The sequence below is a fragment of the Catellatospora paridis genome (genome assembly GCF_009720365.1).
In the GTDB taxonomy this organism is placed as follows: domain Bacteria; phylum Actinomycetota; class Actinomycetes; order Mycobacteriales; family Micromonosporaceae; genus Catellatospora; species Catellatospora paridis.
This window is the reverse complement of record NZ_WBZD01000021.1, coordinates 251740-269129: the sequence shown is the minus strand read 5'-3', so window position 1 is coordinate 269129 and position 17390 is coordinate 251740. Positions and strand designations below refer to the sequence as shown.

14 protein-coding genes are annotated in these 17390 nt (G+C 71.3%); 9 read left to right on the top strand and 5 right to left on the bottom strand.

The window, feature by feature from the left end:
* The first annotated feature begins 103 nt into the window (after nt 1-103).
* Together F9C41_RS35215 and F9C41_RS35210 are read left to right on the top strand one after the other, a co-directional pair.
* Nucleotides 104-823: a FadR/GntR family transcriptional regulator gene (locus tag F9C41_RS35215; protein WP_155391161.1), complete on the top strand. Its 720-nt coding sequence runs from the start codon at nt 104-106 to the stop codon at nt 821-823.
* The gene (locus tag F9C41_RS35210) at nt 820-1542 is read left to right on the top strand and encodes a sterol desaturase family protein (protein WP_155391160.1); all 723 of its coding nucleotides are present in this window, start codon (nt 820-822) and stop codon (nt 1540-1542) included. Before F9C41_RS35215 ends, F9C41_RS35210 begins: the two co-directional genes overlap by 4 nt.
* Nucleotides 1543-1605: 63 nt before the next feature.
* On the opposite strand, the gene F9C41_RS35205 is transcribed toward F9C41_RS35210, so the two are convergent.
* The 4 genes from F9C41_RS35205 to F9C41_RS35190 all read right to left on the bottom strand — a co-directional run bounded on the left by F9C41_RS35205 (nt 1606) and on the right by F9C41_RS35190 (nt 6464).
* The gene (locus F9C41_RS35205) at nt 1606-2202 is read right to left on the bottom strand and encodes a GNAT family N-acetyltransferase (protein ID WP_155391159.1); all 597 of its coding nucleotides are present in this window, start codon (nt 2200-2202) and stop codon (nt 1606-1608) included.
* Nucleotides 2199-3698, bottom strand: coding sequence for an APC family permease (locus F9C41_RS35200; protein ID WP_155391158.1), 1500 nt, complete (start codon nt 3696-3698; stop codon nt 2199-2201). Before F9C41_RS35200 ends, F9C41_RS35205 begins: the two co-directional genes overlap by 4 nt.
* A gap of 50 nt (nt 3699-3748) precedes the next feature.
* A complete protein-coding gene (locus tag F9C41_RS35195; RefSeq protein WP_269059018.1) occupies nt 3749-4366 on the bottom strand; it encodes a GOLPH3/VPS74 family protein in 618 nt (205 codons plus the stop codon).
* A gap of 253 nt (nt 4367-4619) precedes the next feature.
* Nucleotides 4620-6464 carry a M14 family zinc carboxypeptidase gene (locus F9C41_RS35190; protein WP_155391156.1) on the bottom strand — a complete coding sequence of 615 codons (1845 nt, stop codon included), beginning with the start codon at nt 6462-6464 and terminating at the stop codon, nt 4620-4622.
* Nucleotides 6465-6628: 164 nt separating this feature from the next.
* On the opposite strand from F9C41_RS35190, the gene F9C41_RS35185 reads away from it, so the two are divergent.
* The 6 genes from F9C41_RS35185 to F9C41_RS35160 all read left to right on the top strand — a co-directional run bounded on the left by F9C41_RS35185 (nt 6629) and on the right by F9C41_RS35160 (nt 16095).
* Entirely contained in the window at nt 6629-6901 is a 273-nt protein-coding gene (locus F9C41_RS35185; RefSeq protein ID WP_120319484.1) for a Smr/MutS family protein, read from the top strand.
* Between the two features lie 131 nt (nt 6902-7032).
* The gene (locus F9C41_RS41920) at nt 7033-8874 is read left to right on the top strand and encodes a tetratricopeptide repeat protein (RefSeq protein WP_155391155.1); all 1842 of its coding nucleotides are present in this window, start codon (nt 7033-7035) and stop codon (nt 8872-8874) included.
* Nucleotides 8875-8996: 122 nt separating this feature from the next.
* Complete coding sequence (locus F9C41_RS35175; RefSeq protein WP_230690239.1) at nt 8997-11597, top strand: fibronectin type III domain-containing protein; 2601 nt, start codon at nt 8997-8999, stop codon at nt 11595-11597.
* A 93-nt stretch (nt 11598-11690) separates the two neighbouring features.
* Nucleotides 11691-12713, top strand: coding sequence for an AAA family ATPase (locus F9C41_RS35170; RefSeq protein ID WP_155391154.1), 1023 nt, complete (start codon nt 11691-11693; stop codon nt 12711-12713).
* Nucleotides 12710-13888, top strand: coding sequence for a DUF58 domain-containing protein (locus F9C41_RS35165; protein ID WP_155391153.1), 1179 nt, complete (start codon nt 12710-12712; stop codon nt 13886-13888). The genes F9C41_RS35170 and F9C41_RS35165 overlap by 4 nt, the downstream gene beginning before the upstream one ends.
* Nucleotides 13882-16095, top strand: coding sequence for a transglutaminase TgpA family protein (locus F9C41_RS35160; protein ID WP_230690238.1), 2214 nt, complete (start codon nt 13882-13884; stop codon nt 16093-16095). Before F9C41_RS35165 ends, F9C41_RS35160 begins: the two co-directional genes overlap by 7 nt.
* Before the next feature lie 73 nt (nt 16096-16168).
* Here F9C41_RS35160 and F9C41_RS35155 read toward each other — a convergent pair whose 3' ends face one another.
* Complete coding sequence (locus F9C41_RS35155; RefSeq protein WP_155391151.1) at nt 16169-16447, bottom strand: hypothetical protein; 279 nt, start codon at nt 16445-16447, stop codon at nt 16169-16171.
* Nucleotides 16448-16640: 193 nt separating this feature from the next.
* Here F9C41_RS35155 and F9C41_RS35150 point away from each other — a divergent pair, with 193 nt between their 5' ends.
* Nucleotides 16641-17336, top strand: coding sequence for a Clp protease N-terminal domain-containing protein (locus tag F9C41_RS35150; RefSeq protein WP_155391150.1), 696 nt, complete (start codon nt 16641-16643; stop codon nt 17334-17336).
* Nucleotides 17337-17390: the final 54 nt, after the last annotated feature.

The window sequence follows — 17390 nt, the reverse complement described above, 5'->3', positions numbered from 1 at the left end:
TAAACAACACCGAATCGCAGCAGTCCATGCGTGAACCCCCGTGAACCGACATGACTGGTCAGACCACTTGACCACCTGACCGGTTTCGTCGATGGTGGACATCATGACATTCGCGAAGATCGAACGACGATCACTGCCCGGCGAGGTCTACGACCGCGTGCTCGGCGAACTCGTCGCCGGCTCGCTCACCCCCGGCCAGGCGCTGCCCAGCGAACGCGCCCTGGCCGAAGCGCTCGGCGTCAGCCGACCCGCCGTACGCGAGGCGATCGGGCGCATGGCCCACGCCGGCCTGGTCAAGGTCCGCCAGGGCGGCGCGACCACGGTCAGCGACTTCCGCCGCACCGGCGGCCTCGACATCCTCCCCCACCTGCTACTGCCCGGCGGCGACCTCGACCTCGCCGTCGCCCGCAGCATCCTCGAAGCACGCCTGGCCATCGGCCCCGTGGTCGCCGGCCTGGCCGCCGAACGCCACGGCCATGCCGCCGCCCTGCCCGCCGCCGTGACCGCCATCGAGACCGACACCGACCCCGTCGGCCGCCAGCGCCAGGCCCTGGCCTTCTGGGAACTGGTCGTCGACGCGGCCGACTCCGTCGCGTTCCGGCTGATGTTCAACAGCCTGCGCGCCGCCTACGAACCCGCACTCGTCGCCCTGTCAGCCGTCATGGCCGACGAGGTCGACCGCATCGACGCCTACCGGGCACTGGCCGCCGCGATCACCGGCGGCGACGCCGACGCCGCCCCCCGCCTGGCCCACGACCTGCTCAGCCACGCCACCCAGGCCCTGCTCCACGCCCTCGACCTGCTGGAAGGAGCCCGCAGATGACCCCGACCGACAAGGCCGCCGCCGAGCGCGCCGCCCGCGATCGGCTCGCCGCCGACGAGGCCGCCGCCACCGGCCCGACCCGCGCCGCCGTGACCCTGCGCCAGATCTTCGCGCGGTTCTGGCGCCACCCCAGCCCCTGGATGATCCTCACCGTGCTGGCCACCGCCCTCACCTGGCGGATCGCCGAAGGCGGCTGGACCCTCACCGACCTGCGCGCACCGGCGCTGCTCGTCGCGGCGTTCCCCGCCCTCGAATGGCTCGTGCACGTGTTCGTCCTGCACTGGCGCCCCCGGAAGATCGCCGGACTGACCATCGACACCGAACTGGCCCGCGACCACCGCCGCCACCACGCCGACCCCCGCGACATCCCGCTGGTGTTCATCCCCTGGCGCTCACTGGCCCTCGTCATCGCCGCCTACACCACCGTCGCGCTGCTGGCGTTCCCGCGGCTCGGCGAAGCCCTCACCTTCATCCTCGCCGTCGCCGCCGTCGGCCTGGTCTACGAGTGGGCCCACTACGCCATCCACAGCGACTACCGGCCCCGCGGCAGGCTCTACCGGGCCGTATGGCGCAACCACCGGCTGCACCACTACAAGAACGAGCACTACTGGTTCACCGTGACCACCGCCGGCACCGCCGACCGGCTGCTGCGCACCTACCCCGACCCGGCGACCGTGCCGACCTCCGCCACCGCCCGCAACCTGCACGCGGCGGCCTGAACCCGCACACACGAAGCGGGGGCGGTGATCAAATGATCACCGCCCCCGCTGTCGATCCCGCGGTCAGCCCTGCGGCTCGCGCCACATCGGGTACATCGGCGGACCGTCGTCGGGCAGGTGGTAGGCCTCACCCAGCAACGCGAACCCGTGCCGCAGGTACAGATCCCGCGAACCGGCGCTCGACGCCTCCAGGTAGGCCGGCACGCCCGCGGCGTCCAGCTGCGCCAGCCGCCGCCCGAGCAGCTCGCTGCCCAGACCGGTGCCCCGCAGCCCCGGCCGCACGGCCAGCAGCGCCAGATGCCAGTGCGGACGGCCGTGCGGGTGGTGCTCCGCGAACGTCTCGTCCAGCAGCGCGAACCGGGCCGCGTGCGGCCCCGCCAGCTCCGCCAGGCGCTCGTCGTACGCGTCGATCCACGGCGCCTCGACCGTGTTGTCGAACCAGACCGCGACCGCGTCCTCGCCCGCCACGTCCACGGCCCCGAACTTCAGGGCGTGCTCGGCGAACCAGGCGAACTGCCCGGCCATGATGCGCTCCCGCTCGACCGGTGAGTCCAGCAGCCAGTGCGACACGGCCAGTTCCTGGAACGACGCGGAGATGAGCCGTCCCGCGGCCGCGGTGTCCACGGCCGAAGCCGTCGACACCGCGTCCGAGCCGGTCATACGCCGACCTTCGGGGCCTCCGCCGGCGCGACCTCGGTCTTGCCGCCCTCGACGCCCTTGCCGATCGCCGCGTACAGCGCCGGCTTGGTGCTGCGCAGCACCAGCGCCCAGACCACGCCGATGACCGCGACCAGCAGGTACAGCCCAGGCAGGATCCAGCGCGCCGCGTGGTCGTCGCCGGTGCCGAGCATGGTGCCGTAGTCACGGACCGTCTGCTGCACCGCCCAGATCAGGAACAGCGCCGACACGACCGGGGCGATGACCCGGGTCCACAGGCTCTCGCCGCGCTTGTCCTTGGCGAAGTACAGCACCACGGCGACGCTGGTGCCCGCGAGCAGCAGCAGCACGCCGAAGCCGCCGGTCATGCCCAGCCAGAAGAACAGGTGGGTGAACGGGTCGAGCTGGAAGATCGCGTACACCAGGATGACGGCCAGGCCGATGACGCTCTGCAGGATCGAGGCGCCCACCGGGGCGCCCGAACGCGCACCGGTGCGGGCCAGCGAGCGCGGCAGCACGCCCTCACGGGCCAGCGAGAACGTGTAGCGGGCCACGGTGTTGTGGTACGACAGCATCGCCGCGAAGGCGCTGGTCACCAGCAGCACGTTGCCGGCGTCGGCGAAGAACGAGCCCAGGTGCTCGCCGGCCAGCACGAACATCAGGTCGGCCTGGGCGGCGTGCTCCTGCGACTGGGCCACGATGTTGTCCGGGCCGGTGGCCACGGTCAGCGCCCACGCGGTCAGCGCGTACACGAACACCATGACGCCGAGGCCGCCGAACGAGGCCAGGGCGATCGTCTTGCGGGAGTCGCGCGACTCCTCGGCGAACACCGGCGGAGCCTCGAACCCGACGAACGCGGTGACGGTCACGGTCAGCACCGCACCCAGCGCGCCGCCGATGAACAGGTTGTCCGGCGCGAACGCGGCGAAGCTGACGCCGTCGGCCGGGTTGGCGAGGAACACCACGTCGTACAGCAGCACGATGGCGAGTTCGGCGACGAGTACGACCAGCAGCAGCTTGCTGTTGATCTCGACGCGGGACAGGCCGAGCACGGTGACGGCGAGCCACGCGACCAGGGCCAGGATCCACCAGGCGACCTCGACGTTGAACATCACGGCGAGCAGGCCGGAGCCGGCCGCGCCGAAGATGCCGTAGAGGCCGACCTGAAGCAGGTTGTAGCCGAGCACCGCGGACAGTGCGGCGGCCACGCCGGCCGGCCGGCCCAGGCCCTGGGAGATGTAGGAGTAGAACGCGCCGGCGTTGCGGATGTGCCGCGACATCGCGACGTAGCCGAACGTGAACAGCGCCAGCGCGGCGCCGATGAGCAGGATGCCCAGCGGGAAGCCGATGACCTGGACGTTGGCCCAGCCGGCGACGATGACGCCGCCGATGACCATGAGCGGTGCTGCGGCGGTCAGCGCGAACGACGCCACGGACGCCGAACCGAGCCGGTCGGCGGCCAGTGCCGACGACAGCGCGGAGCTAGGGGGTGCGGACACGGTGTTGCTCCTTGAGGGGTGGGGGGTGAAGGGGGGTGGAGGGTGTTGGTTCAGGTGAGCTTCGCCACGGCTTTGCTGACGGCGAGTTCGGTCTCGGCGATGAGCACCCGCACCGGCTCGTCGAGCACCGCGATGATGCTCGACAGTTTGCGGCCGCGGACGTCGTCCCAGGCGAAGGTGGTGCTCAGCCCGGTCGCGAAGGCGAGCCCGGCGAGGATGCGGTCCTCGACGGACATCTCCTCCTGCCGGCGCAGCCGGCCGATGAGCCTGGCGGTGGGCCACGCCGCGTCGTTCACGGACACCGGCATGTATCGGCGCTGCACGCTGAGCAGTCGGCGCGTCTCGACCAGTTGGAGCGCCCCCGCGGCGGTCATCCTGACGGCGATGTCGGACTCGGCGCTGAGCCCGAGGAAGGTGAGCCAGTCCCGCACCGGGTGCAGCTGCGGCTCTGCCAGCAACTGCCCGTGTACGCGGGCGGCCAGCGCGTCGGGCGGCGGCGGGGCGTTGCGCACCGCCACCCCCTCGGCGGCGGGACGCACCAGGTCCAGCATGCACAGCTCGGCCAGCAGCGCTGCTGCCAGACCGAATCCGACGGCTTTGGCGTGCAGCCGGGAGTCGCCGCTGACATCGTCATGCGTCATCAAGTAGAACTCGTCGGCTATGGGCACGAGAAGGCACCCTACAGAATGGATCTACCCGCTGTCACCGCCGAGCACGCACTGTTTACCTTCCCCCAACCGCAGGTAGCGTCCTATATGGATGCCTGAGAGCGTTTGCATGCGCAATATTCCCAGCCGATATCGCACGACCGGGCACGAACAGGGCGACCCCACCGCCGCACCGGTCATCGGACCAGCACGGACGGTGAGGCCGCCCCGGCAACGCGCCGCGCAGCCCGGCCTCAGCGGGCCGGGCGAGCCGTCACGACTGCGTCACCGTGATGTTGTCCAGGCCCGCCTCGACGAGGCTGGCCGTGCTCGCGTCCGCCGCCTCGACCAGGAAACGGACACTCTGTCCCGCGTACGCGGTCAGGTTCGCCGACGCTGCGCCCCAGGCCCCGTTGCGGTTGCTCGCCGCGCCGGTGATGGTGGCCAGCACCGTGGTGCCGCCGCTGTGCACGACCGAGATCCGCAGGTAGTCGGCGCTCGACGAGTTCGAGCCGTGCGCCAGGTACCACTGCCAGTTCGCGTTCAGCGTGCCGGTGGCCGGCAGCGTGATCGCGGGTGAACGGATGGAGCTGACGCCGCCGTCGAGGTCGAAGTCACCCGCTGCCGTGCCCGCCGACAGGCCTGTCGCCAGGTCGTTGCTGCCCGCGAACGGGGCCAGCTGCTTGGCGCCGCTGGAGTTGGTCGCCTGCGCCGTGCCCCGCGCCCACTGGCCGAGAGTGGCCGTGTCGGTGCTGCCGGGGTTGACGGTCCAGCCGGTCGCGGTCTCGAACGTGTCGGACCAGACCGTGGTGCCGCCGCCGCCGGTGCCGCAGTACGTCGACTCCTTGCCGATCACCCGGTACGGGCAGTCGGCCTGCTGCAGCAACATCAGCACGGCGGCCCGGTTGCGGGTGGTCTGCGCCGTGATGACCTCGTCGGGCGGGTAGAAGCCGCCGCCGCTGCCCGAGCTGCCCGGGTACATCTCGAAGGTGTACGCCCAGATCCGGTGGGTGGCCCACATCCAGTCGATCGACGTGCCGTCGGCGACGTAGAGGTCGCTGGACTGCTGGGGGGTGTAGGTGTTCGTCGCGGCCATCTGCTGACCCAGCGTGGCGAACGTGTTGTACTCGTCGGCGCTCATGCCGGACGGGTTGTTGGCCGTCGTGTAGCCGAACGGCCACAGGATGAGCTGCGAGTACGTGTGGAAGTCGATGTTGGCCTTGATCTGCTGAACGCCGCCGACGACCCGGCTGTTGACGAAGTTGCGCAGGTTCGTCGACTCCGGCGCGGAGAAGGCCGACGGCCCGCGGTAGGTCTCGCTGCTGGTCGTGCCACTGGACCCGCCGCAGCAGCCCCACTGGTAGGACCAGTTGCGGTTGAGGTCGGTGCCGACGTTGCTCGAGCCGCTGTTGGGCTGGCGGTTCTTGCGCCACGACCGGTAGCTGCCGGTGGCGATGTCGTACTCGCCGCCGTCGGGGTTCATGTCCGGGATGATCCAGATCTCACGGCTGTTCACGATGTTCGTGATCGCGCTGTCGGAGCCGTAGCCGCTGGTGAACAGGTTCATCAGGTAGATGGCCATCTCCACCGTCAGGTGCTCACGCGCGTGCTGGTGGTGGTTGAACATCACCTCGACCTCGTTCTCGTCGGTGGCGACGTTGTCCGAGATCTTGATCAGGGGCATGTTGCGCCCCTCGTAGGAGTTGCCGATCGTCGTCACCCGGAAGATCGACGGGTACGACGAGGCCAGCGAGTTGATGACGGTCATCATCTCGCTGTAGTCGTGGTAGTTGGAGTCGGCCGGCGGGAACGCCAGCGCCTGCACGTGGTCGTCCTGGGTCGGCGCGAGCACCCTGGTCACGGTGAAGCCGAGGGCCTTGATCGCGGCGGCCTCACCCGGGGTGGCGGTGACGTCCATGATGCCGTGGTCGAAGCCGTCGATGGCCGCACCGGTGCCGGCGATCGCATTGCGCTGGGCCAGGGTGTTGATGCCCTGGACGGTGTAATGGCCGGACGTGCTGACCTCGGGACCGAGCGGGGCGCCGTCGGCCGGTCCGGTCAGGACCATGGTGCCGGCGAGCGCCAAGGTGGATACGAAGACGGTTAACCGTCGCCGCATGACTGCCTCCAAGCGGGGGTAAAGGAGGCTCACAGCAGACCACCAGTTACATGGTCATTGCAATATGTCGATCTATGAAAGTGGTGCTGACGCGCAGGTCGAAAGGTTTCGGTGTACCCGGGGACGCTGACCAGCGCCGATCACAACAGGTACGCTCAGAGGCGATGAAACTCGTACTCGATCTGCACGACATCTTCAACAAGGGCCGCGACATCGAGCGGGCCTTGAACGACATCATGGCCGAGGCCATCGCCAAGAAGGCCCCCATGATCGAGATCATCCCCGGCAAAGGCTCCGGCGCCCTGAAGAAGACAGTCCTGCGCTTCCTCGAACAAAAAGAGGTAAAAGCCCTCTACCACCGCGTAGAGAAGGACTCCAAAAACTTCGGCCGCCTCTTCGTCCACTTCAAGCACAACACCCCCCGCGGCCGCCGCTAGCGACGATCTTGCGCGGAATGCGGGGACGACACACTCGTACCGGACAAACCAGCAACAGTTCGCGCAAGATCGTCGCGATCTTCGCCGCCGCGGGTGGCGAGAGGTCGGGGGGTGTGGGCAGGATGTGAGCCGTGCCGTCACCGACCTCGCTGTCAGACATCCGAACCGAGGCGCTCGCCCGCCGTGACCGCGGCGATCTGAGCAGCGCCCGCACGCTGCTGGAGCAGTCCCTCGAAGCGGCGATCATGGCCGCCGGCGAGGACCACCCGGAGGTGCTGGTCACCGGCCACCTGCTCGCCACCATGCACCGCCAGTCCGGCGACCTCGGCGCCGCCCGCCGGGTGCTGGAGAACGCGCTGTACAACGGCGGCTACCGCTTCGGCGAGGAGCACCCGCTGCTGCTGGCGATGTCGTTCGACCTCGCGCAGATCGCCGACGAGCTCGGCAACCGCCACGAGGCGCGCCGCCACTACACCAGGGTCGCCACGCACGGCCCGCAGGCGCCCGGCTTCGACCCGCAGCCGGTCCAGGTCGCCCGCGCCTGGCTCGGCCCGGACGCCCCCGCGCAGGTCGCGCCCGCGGCGGTGACCCCCGCGCCGCCGCCCGCACCGCGGCCGCCCGAGGACAGCACCGCGGTGCTCCCGCCGCCGTCGCGGCCGACCACCTACGTGTCGCAATCCGCCCCGGCAACGCCGGAGACCCCACTCCCGCCCAGCACCCCGGCGGACCAGGCCCCGCAGCCCACGCCACCGGTCTGGCCGCTGCCCCCGTCGACTCCGCAGACGACCCCGACGCCGGACCCGGACGACCGCACGGCCGTGGTCATGCCGGCGAGCGCCTCGACCACGCCGCCCGCCGACCGGGCCCCGGTGCTCACCCCGCCGCCGAGCACCGCCCCGGCCGCGCCGCAGCCACCAGACGACCGCACTTCGCTGCTCAGCCCACCCGCACGGCCGACCACCCCGGCCACCCAGGCCACGCCGACCACCCCGGCCAGGCCGGCCGCACCGCAGGCGGCCGACCGGACCGCGCAGCGGATCCCGCCCGCGCAGCCCACCGACGCCGCACCCGCACCCGAGGACGACCGGACCGCACCCTACGGTCTGACCATTCCGCCACGGCACGACCAGTCGGCGACCCGGGCCATGCCCATCGTGCCGACCCCGCCGTCCGTTCCGCTGCCGCCCGAGCGCGCCCGGCCCGCGCAACCCGAACCGTTCCCGCCGACGCCGCCGCACCAGCAGCCCCGGCCCGAGACCGCGCGCCCCGAGCAACCCCACCAGCACTCGGCACACCAGCAACCGCCGCGCCACGACCTGCCACCGCACCAGGAGCAGCCGCCGCGCCAAGACCTGCCGCCGCGCCATGACATGCCGCCGGTCGGCCAAAGCCACCACACCGCCGACGGCCGCCCCGCCGCCATCCCGGTGGCGCCACCGCCGCAGACACCGGCACGACACCTGCCCCAACAGCCGCAGCACGTCCCCACGCCGACCGTCTTCGCACCGCCCACCCCGATGGCCGCGCCACCGCGACGCAGCCGCGGCCCGGTCATCGCCGCGACCGCCGCGGCGATCGTCGCCGTGCTCGCCGCCGTGGCCACGCTGCTGCTGGTCGTGCTGCCCAAGAACGACGAGCAACCACCCGGCCCCGGACCGACCGGCAAGCCCGCCCCCGCCAGCGACATCTTCGTCACCAGCGCCCCCAACGGCGACATCACCATCAGCTGGTTCGACCCGTCCGACGGCTACGCCGCCCAGGTCCTGCTCGCCGCCCGCAAGGGCGAGCAGGTCGCCACGATCGGCAAGCCCGCCAACGGTGATACGCAGTACACGGTCACAGGCCTGAACCCGAACTGGGACTACTGCTTCGTCATCATGAGCATCTACAGCGACGTTGACCTGCTGCAATCCACGCCGGTCTGCACCGAGCGCGCCGCGGCGGACGCACCGCCGCCCAGCGTCACACCATGAGCGTCCTCACTCGACTTTCACCGTTGACCTGCAACGCCTAAGATGACGTCGGTTTCTGGGGAGAACGCCAGTCGGCGAGCGGGGTGGCTCCGACACCCCGCGCTCATGGGGAGGGGCGATCCGTGGCGGATCTGTCACCGAGCGCGATCACACGCAGGGCACGGACCAAGGGTGGCGTAGTCACCATCGTCACGGTGCTGGCGATGCTGGCGGCCGTGAGCCTGACCTGGTTCGGCATCAGCGCCAACGACCAGGTCTCCGCCGGTTACGACAGCAGCTCCTGGCTGTGGAGCCTCACCCGCGGCGAACTCGCCCGGGTCAACGGTCTGACCGGCAAGGTGGACACCCGAACGCAGGCCCTCGCGGTCTCGCAGGGCCACTACGTGCAGGTCAGCCAGTCCGACCGCTACCTGATCGTGCGCGACCAGCACACCGGCCGCATCAGCGCCCTCGACCCGGCGACGCTGCAGCTCACCGCATCGCAGGAGTCCCAGGCGGGCCTCGGCGTGCAGGTCGCGCTGCACAACCAGGCGGCGTTCATCATCGACCCGGTGCAGGGCGTGGTGCGCCAACTGGACCCGGCGACGCTGCAGCCGATCGGCGAGCCGCTGCGCTACCCGCCGGGCATCACCGGCGGCCACTTCGACGGCACCGGCCGGCTCTGGATCGCCGTGCCCAGCCAGGGCACCGTTTCCGTGATCACACCCGCACCGCTGACGCCGCCGTCGGGCGGCACCGGCGGCAGCGGGCCCACGCTGACCCGCACCGAACCGGTCGCCGAGGCGTTCCACGACCTGGCACTGTCCGCACTGGACGACGGTGTGGCGGTGCTGGACCAGACCAACGGCTCACTGACCCTGCTGCGCGGCGACGACCTGAAGAAGGTCGAGATCGCCGGTGCGGCGGGCGGTGCGCTGCCGGACCGTTCGACCGGCAAGGACATCGCGGTGACCGTCGTCGACGGCCGCAAGGTGTATGCCATCTCCGGCGAGCAGGTGCACGAGTTCACGATGCCCGGCGACGGCGGGACGGTGCGCCCCGCCGTGGCCTGGGCGGGCCTGTTCTACCTCGCCGACGACGCCGCGGGCAAGGTCTACGCGATCGACCGCGACGGCAAGCTGGTCAACACGATCGAGGCGGGCAAGCCCGGCGGCCGGCTCGACCTGGAGGTGCGGGAGAACCAGCTGTTCATCAACGCGCCCGATGGCACGACCGCGCGCGTGGTCAACGACAAGAACCAGGTCAAGGTCGTCGACAAGTTCAACGACGACGTGGTGGGCGGCGACCCGCCGCCGGTGACGCCGCCGCCACCGCCGAAGCCGCCGATCGGCAAGCCGGGCGCCCCGCGCAACGTCACCGCCGCGGCAGGCGACTCCCAGGTGCGGCTGAACTGGGGCAAGGCCACCGAGAACGGCTCGAAGATCACCAAGTACGTGGTGGAGGGCGACGGGCGGACCTGGACCGTCGGCGCGCGCAACCGCTCGCTGGTGGTCGACAAGTTGACCAACGGCACGACGTACACGTTCACGGTGTACGCGGTCAACGGCAAGGGCAGCGGCCCGTCGCGCAAGAGCAACCCGGTGATGCCGACCGGTGACGTGCCCGGTCCGCCGACGGACGTGAAGGCGGTCGAAAGTCCCGACGGCACTGTCGAGGTGAGCTGGACCGCCGCCAACGGCCAGGGCCGCAAGATCACGCGGTACGAGGTCACGGCGATCGACTCCGGCAGCGGCGCCCTGATCGGCACCACCACCGGCGCCACGAAACTGGTGGTCAAGGACGGCGAGCTGGAATACGGCACGCAGTACGCGTTCACCGTGGTCGCGATCAACGACAAGGGCGCCGGTTCGGAGGTGTCGCAGCCGTCCGGTTCGGTGGTGCCGTTCAACAAGCCCGCACAGGTCAACAACCTGTCCGCGGCCACCGTCGGCTCGGCCAAGGGCACGGTCCGGGTGACCTGGCAGGCCCCGGCCGACAACGGCCGTGAGATCACCGGCTACAAGGTGACCGCGGGCGGCAAGACGCAGACCGTCACCGCGACCAACGCGACCCTGGAGGGCTTCGGCAACGGCGAGATCGTCGGCGTCGACGTCGCCGCGGTCAACGAGGCCGGCACCGGCCCGAAGGACACCACCAGCGCGAAGACCATCGCCGACGCGGCCGTGTCGAACGTGTCCGCCGGTGGTGCGACCTACAAGGGCTTCACGGTGAACTTCGCCTACGACGACGGCGGCGGCACCGCGACCTGCACGGTCACCATCAACGGCGCGGCTCGCGCGGTCGCCTGCAACACCGGCGCGGGCGGCTACGCGGTCAACGAGGTCGCGACCGACAGCGCGTTCACGATCACGGTGTCGGTGCAGAACGCCACCGGCCAGACCGCGACGTCGAATCCGGTAACGGTGCGCACCAGGCGGCTCAACGGCACGGTCCGCTGTGTGGGCTGCTCCGATGGCATCGGCATCTACAGCAACTCACGCCAGGAGAGCAGCGAGGCAGTCGGCGAGGCTCAGAACGGCGACACGTTCAAGGCCTTCTGCTGGAAGCAGGGCACCGCCGGCAACCAGAGCGGCGACGCGGAGCTGTTCGCGGCCGGGGAGAACAGCAACAAGCGCAGCGACAAGTGGATCCAGATCACCTACCGCGGCAATCAGCGCTACGTCCCCTTCATCTGGCTCAACCTGGACGACGGCGACGACTACAACGACGTGCCGCAATGCTGATCCGCTGAGCTTCCCCGGCACGAGCCCGCAAGGCTTCGTGCCGGGGAACTTCTGTTTCTCCGCCCCTTCCGAGCACAAAGGACACCGCCCGTCATGAACCAGCCCCTCCCACCGCTGTCCGCCGGTCAGGTCCGCGCGTTCGCCGACCTGACCGCGAAGCTGTCCGGCGCGATCTCGACCGTGGTGCTCGGCAAGCCGGAGGTGGTCCGGCTGGCGCTGGTCGCCATGTTCGCCCAGGGCCACGTCCTGCTCGAGGACGTGCCGGGCACCGGCAAGACGACCCTGGCGCGGGCGATCGCGGCATCGGTACAGGGCGCGTGGCGGCGCATCCAGTTCACGCCCGACCTGCTGCCCTCAGACGTCAGCGGCGTGACGATCTTCAACCAGGCCAGCCGCGGCTTCGAGTTCCACCCCGGGCCGATCTTCGCGAACATCGTCATCGCCGACGAGATCAACCGGGCCTCGCCGAAGACACAGTCGGCGCTGCTGGAGGTCATGGAGGAGCGCTACGTCACCGTCGACGGCGTACGCCACGCGGTGCCGCGGCCGTTCATGGTCGTCGCGACGCAGAACCCGGTCGAGATGGACGGCACCTACCGGCTGCCCGAAGCGCAGCTGGACCGGTTCCTGATGAAACTGTCCGTCGGCTACCCCGACGAGGCCGTCGAGATCGAGGTGCTTCGCGGGCACACGCTGCGCTCCCCCGACGCGATCACCCCCGTCACCGACACCAAGACCATCGGCGAGGCCGTCGCGCTCGCGCACCGGGTGCACATCGCCGACCCGCTGTACGCGTACGCGGTACGGCTGGCCGTCGCCACCCGCGAGCACAAGCACGTACGCGTCGGCGTCAGCCCCCGCGGCGTGATCGCACTGACCCGCGCCGCCAGCGCGTACGCGCTCACCGAAGGTCGCGCCTACGTGCTGCCCGAAGACATGAAGGTGCTCATCGAGCCGGTGTTCGCCCACCGCGTGCTGCTCACCCCCGACGCGCAGCTGCGCGGGATCACCGCGATCGAGGTGCTGCGCGACGCGATCGAGGCCGTGCCCGTGCCGCTGCCCGGCCAGGAGTCCCCCACCGGTGAGCCGGCCACGGCGGCCCGGCACGCCGGATGATCGTCACGCTGCGGGGGGTGGGCCTGACCGCCGGCGGCGTCGTGCTGCTGGCCGCCGGCTTCACCTTCGGCTACCCCGAACTCGCGGTGCTCGGCGCGACCGCCGTCATCGCCCAACTGCACGCGCTCGTCCACGCCGCCCTGCGACCACGGCTGTCGGTCACCCGGTCCGTCGAACCCGACCGGGTCTCCCGCGGCGAAGGCAGCACCGTCACCCTGACCGTACGCAACACCGGCCGATTCGGCGCCGCGACGCTGGTCGCCCACGACCAGTGCGGCCGCGCCGGGCAGAGCGCCACCGTCCCCGTGCCACTGCTGCGACTACGTCCCGGCCACGACACCGACGTGTCCTACCCGGTGCCCACCGACCGCCGCGGCGTCGTCGACGTCGGCCCGCTCCAGGTCACCCGCCGCGACCCGCTCGGGCTGGTGTCGGTGTCACGCAGCCACGGCGACACCGCCCGCATCTGGGTCTACCCCAAGAGCCACCTGATCCAGGCCGTGCCCGCGGGCATCTCCCGCAGCCTCGACGGCCGACTCGACCGCGTCCCCCACGGCGCCATCACCTTCGACACCCTGCGCGAATACGTCATCGGCGACGAACTGCGCCACGTCCACTGGCGCACCAGCGCCAAGGTCGGCGAACTGATGGTCCGCGAACACCTCGACACCAGCCTCCCGCAGCTCGTCGTGCTGCTCGACGACCGCGCCGGCTCCTGGGCCGACCGGGACACGACCGGATCGGCGTCGTTCGAGAGCGCCTGCGAGGCCGCCGCGTCGATCGTCGCCGCCGCGACCCGCGAAGACCTGCCCGTGACACTGCACCTGGTCAGCGGCCCCGCAGCGGGCGGCGGGCGGATCCGCGGCGCCGCCCGGGGTCTGCTCGACCTGCTCGCCGAAGCCGAACCCGCACCCGGCGGCGACGAACTGCTGGTCACCGCGACCAGCCGGCTACGCCAGCACCGCCCCGGCGACACCCTGATCTACCTCACCGGCACCGCCGGACTGACCGACCTCGCGCTGGTCTCCGGACTCAAGGGCCCGTTCCCGTCCGTCGCCGTCGGCGTGCTCGGCCCACGACTCGCACAGGAGCCGCAGCCGGCCGGGGTGCTGCTGCTACGCGCCGAGGACGGCGAGGACTTCGCCGCGGTATGGGACGGAGTCGCCCGATGGTAGCCCGCGCGCTGCGCATCCTCCTGCCACCGGCACTGCTCACGGCGATGCTCGTGCTCAGCGGCCTGACCGCCGACCGGATCTACAACGGCACCCTGTTCACCGTGCTCATCGCAGGCGCCGCCGCCGGATCGGTGCTGATCAGCCTCGCCATGACGCGGCTGCGGGCCTGGGCCGTCGCGCCACTGTCGATGCTGGGCCTCGCCGGCTACCTCGCCCTTGCGCTGCACCTGTCCGCCCAGCGCGCCGGCATCACCGGTGACCTGTCGACGATCGCCAGAGAATCGCTCGGCGACGGCATCCCTCGCCTGCTGGCCGTGCTGGTCCCCGTCGAACCGCAGCCCGACACCATCGCGGTGCCGGTCATCGCCACCTGGCTCGCCGGGCTCATGGCGATGGAACTGACCACCCGCGCCCGGCGCACCCTGATCGGGCTGACCCCACCGGTCCTGCTGTTCACCGGAGCACTGTGGCTCGTCGGCCCGGCCGCACCGCGTACCCCCTGGTTTGCACTGGCCTTCGCGGCGCTCGCCATCGCGGCCCTGGCGTTCACCGGCCGGGTCCGCACCCCCGACACCGGCATCGACCCCGCCACCCGTAAGGCGCTGCGGCTGCGCGCCGCGCTCGCCGGAGGCACCGGATTCGCGCTGATCCTCGCGCTGGTCGCCGGGGCCGCGCCGCCCGTGGCACAGCAGGTCACCGCCGCGCCGTTCGACCCGCGCAGCCTCATCGAGCCGCCCGACCTGGACGCCCTCGACGAGAACCCGCTGATCAGACTGTCCGGCTGGGCCCTGCAGCCACAGGAGAAGCTGCTCGACGTCGACGTGGCCGCCGACGCCCGGATCCGGCTGGCCGTGCTGTCCGACTACGACGGCGTCACCTGGAAGGTCGGCGCGACCTACCGCCCGGCCGGGCGCAGCCTGCCCCGCCCGCCCGGCGAACTCGCCGGCAAGCCCGTGCAGCAGCGCCTCACCGTCGCCGGTCTCACCGGCAAGCTGCTGCCCGCCGCCGCCACCCCCAGCCACGTCGACGGCGTACGCGTCGCCTACGACCAGTCCACCGGCACCATGCTGCGCCCGGAAGGGCTGACCGCAGGCATGACGTACACCGTCACGTCGCTGCACAGCGAACCCGACGTCAACCTGCTCCCCGTCGCCGACGTGCCCTCAGGCACCACGATGGCCCGCTACATCGCGCTGGGCCCGAACGTGCCGGACAACATCAGCCGGCTCGCGCAGCGGCTCGGCGCGGACAACGGCGCCCCGTACCAGCGGGCCCTGGCGATCGAGCAGTTCCTCGCCGAGCACTACAAACTCGACCCGCAGGCGCCCAGCGGGCACGCGTACCCCAACCTGAACTTCTTCCTGTTCGGACCCGCCGGCACCGGCGCGGGCAAGGGCACCTCGGAACAGTTCGCGGCGTCGTTCGCAGTGCTGGCCCGGCTGCTCAACCTGCCCAGCCGGGTCGTCGTCGGATTCACCGCCCGCGCCGGCCAGCACGCCATCACCGCCGGCGACGCGCTGGCCTGGCCCGAGATCTACTTCACCGGCCAGGGCTGGGTGCCGTTCCACCCGCTGCCCGACGCGAACACCGAGACCAAGCCCCTGGAAGACGAGTTCAAACCGCAGCCCGAGACGTCGCAGCCGCCACCGTCGGAAGAGCCGATCCCGACGCTGGCCCCGACCGCCGACGCGTCCAGCGCCGCCCCCGCAGCGAGCGGCACGGCCGCCGGGGGCGCGAACGTGGCCCTGGTCGCCGGAGCCGGCGGTGGCGGGCTCGTGGTGCTGCTGCTGGCCGGGTTCGTGGTGTTCGTGCTGCTCGCTCGCGGTGCGCTGCGCCGGCGCAGGCTCGACGAGGGCAGCCCCGACTCCCGGATCGAAGGCGCGTGGCTGGAGGTCGGCGACGCGCTACGGCTGGCCGGGCGGCCCGCCCCAGAGCATCTGAGCGCCGTGGAGGTCGCCGCGCACGCGGCCGAGGCCGCCGCACCGGTACGCGGCAAGCACGAGGTGCGCCTGGCCGCGCCCGCGCTGGACGAGCTCGCCAACACGGTCAACCAAGTGGTGTTCGGACCGGGCACGGCCGGAGACACCGAGGCGGAGGCGGCGCGGAGCCGGGCGCTGGCGTACATCGACGAGCTGAAGGCACGGCGCTCGTGGTGGCGGCGGCTGCTGTGGACACTGCACCCGGGCCCGCTGCGCTGGCGGCGCTGACACCGAAGCCTGACCGAGCCTGCCCGGCGGTCCACCGCCCGACGATCATGCGGCGGTGGACCGGGCGGCCGGGTCAGGCGAAACGCTCCCCGCGTATCACGGCCTGGGCGACCCGGCGCAGCTGCTCCGGATCAGGCTCGAAGCCCGCGGCGATGTCCGGGTGCAGACCCTCCCGGGTCTCCCGGAGGATCCAGGCGGCGACCTCGTCCTCGCTCTGCCCGTCGTACTGCTCGGCGACGCGGTTGGCGGCCAGTTCGAGCGCGGAGGTCAGCTGCGCTTCCAGCGGCTCCTGGAGTTTGCGTTCCACCGCGTTGAGATCGTCGCCGTCGAGCGACACGTGCACCTCGGTCATGATCAATCCTCCGGTCGTCGGCCCTGTGCTACCCGGGAAGAGGCTGCGCCAAGCATGGCGTACGCCATCCACCGGCGGTCTCTTCGACCGGCCGTGCCCTGCCCTTGTTTCCGAACGGGCCTGCCGACAGCCCGGACCGTCATCGTCAACCCTGGGTTGACGATGGCCATGCCGTCAACCTAAGGTTGACGGCATGGCTGAGACACCTCGACTCGACGACCTCATCGACGTCATCAAGAAGCGCCACCCCGACGGCGACACGCTGCAGCAGCTCAGCGACGCCGTCGTACTGGGCCAGCACCTCGGCGAACTCGCCGACCACCTCATCGGGCACTTCGTCGACCGGGCCCGCCACTCCGGCGCGTCCTGGACCGACATCGGCCAGAGCATGGGTGTCTCCAAGCAGGCCGTGCAGAAACGCTTCGTGCCCAAGGAGTCCGACGCCTCCGAGTCCGACCTGCGCACCTTCGCCCGCTACGACGACGCAGCCCGCCAGGTCCTGGTGCTCGCCCAGCAGGAGGCCATCGCCGCCGGACACGAACACATCGGCCCGCAGCACCTCGTATCGGCCATGCTGCGCAACCCCGCCAGCCCTGGCACCCGCGCCGTCGCGGCCACGGGCACCGTCGAGGCGGTACGCGCCGCGCTCACCGAGCGCTTCCCCGCCACCGGCACCCCCGGCACCGCCCCCGTGCCGTTCGCCCCCCAGGGCAAGAAGGCCCTCGAACTCACCCACCGCGAGGCCCTTCGCCTCGGCGACGAGCACATCGGCACCGAACACCTGCTGCTCGGCATCCTCGACCTGGCTGAAGGCGACACCGTCGACCTGCTCACCCGCTGCGGCGTGACCAGGGAGAACGCCGAGTCCGCGCTCGCCGGACTCCGCTGACCGCCGCAGGGCACCGCTGCGAACCACCGGCGATGTCCGGCGCGCCACACACCG

Excerpts from the sequence above, each read along its gene's own strand:
- F9C41_RS35160 (WP_230690238.1), top strand. The coding sequence starts at position 13,882 with ATGGTAGCCCGCGCGCTGCGCATCCTCCTGCCACCGGCACTGCTCACG.
- F9C41_RS35170 (WP_155391154.1), top strand. The coding sequence starts at position 11,691 with ATGAACCAGCCCCTCCCACCGCTGTCCGCCGGTCAGGTCCGCGCGTTC.
- F9C41_RS35185 (WP_120319484.1), top strand. The coding sequence starts at position 6,629 with ATGAAACTCGTACTCGATCTGCACGACATCTTCAACAAGGGCCGCGAC.
- F9C41_RS35205 (WP_155391159.1), bottom strand. The coding sequence starts at position 2,202 with ATGACCGGCTCGGACGCGGTGTCGACGGCTTCGGCCGTGGACACCGCG.
- F9C41_RS35190 (WP_155391156.1), bottom strand. The coding sequence starts at position 6,464 with ATGCGGCGACGGTTAACCGTCTTCGTATCCACCTTGGCGCTCGCCGGC.
- F9C41_RS35210 (WP_155391160.1), top strand. The coding sequence starts at position 820 with ATGACCCCGACCGACAAGGCCGCCGCCGAGCGCGCCGCCCGCGATCGG.
- F9C41_RS35165 (WP_155391153.1), top strand. The coding sequence starts at position 12,710 with ATGATCGTCACGCTGCGGGGGGTGGGCCTGACCGCCGGCGGCGTCGTG.
- F9C41_RS35215 (WP_155391161.1), top strand. The coding sequence starts at position 104 with ATGACATTCGCGAAGATCGAACGACGATCACTGCCCGGCGAGGTCTAC.
- F9C41_RS35150 (WP_155391150.1), top strand. The coding sequence starts at position 16,641 with ATGGCTGAGACACCTCGACTCGACGACCTCATCGACGTCATCAAGAAG.
- F9C41_RS35155 (WP_155391151.1), bottom strand. The coding sequence starts at position 16,447 with ATGACCGAGGTGCACGTGTCGCTCGACGGCGACGATCTCAACGCGGTG.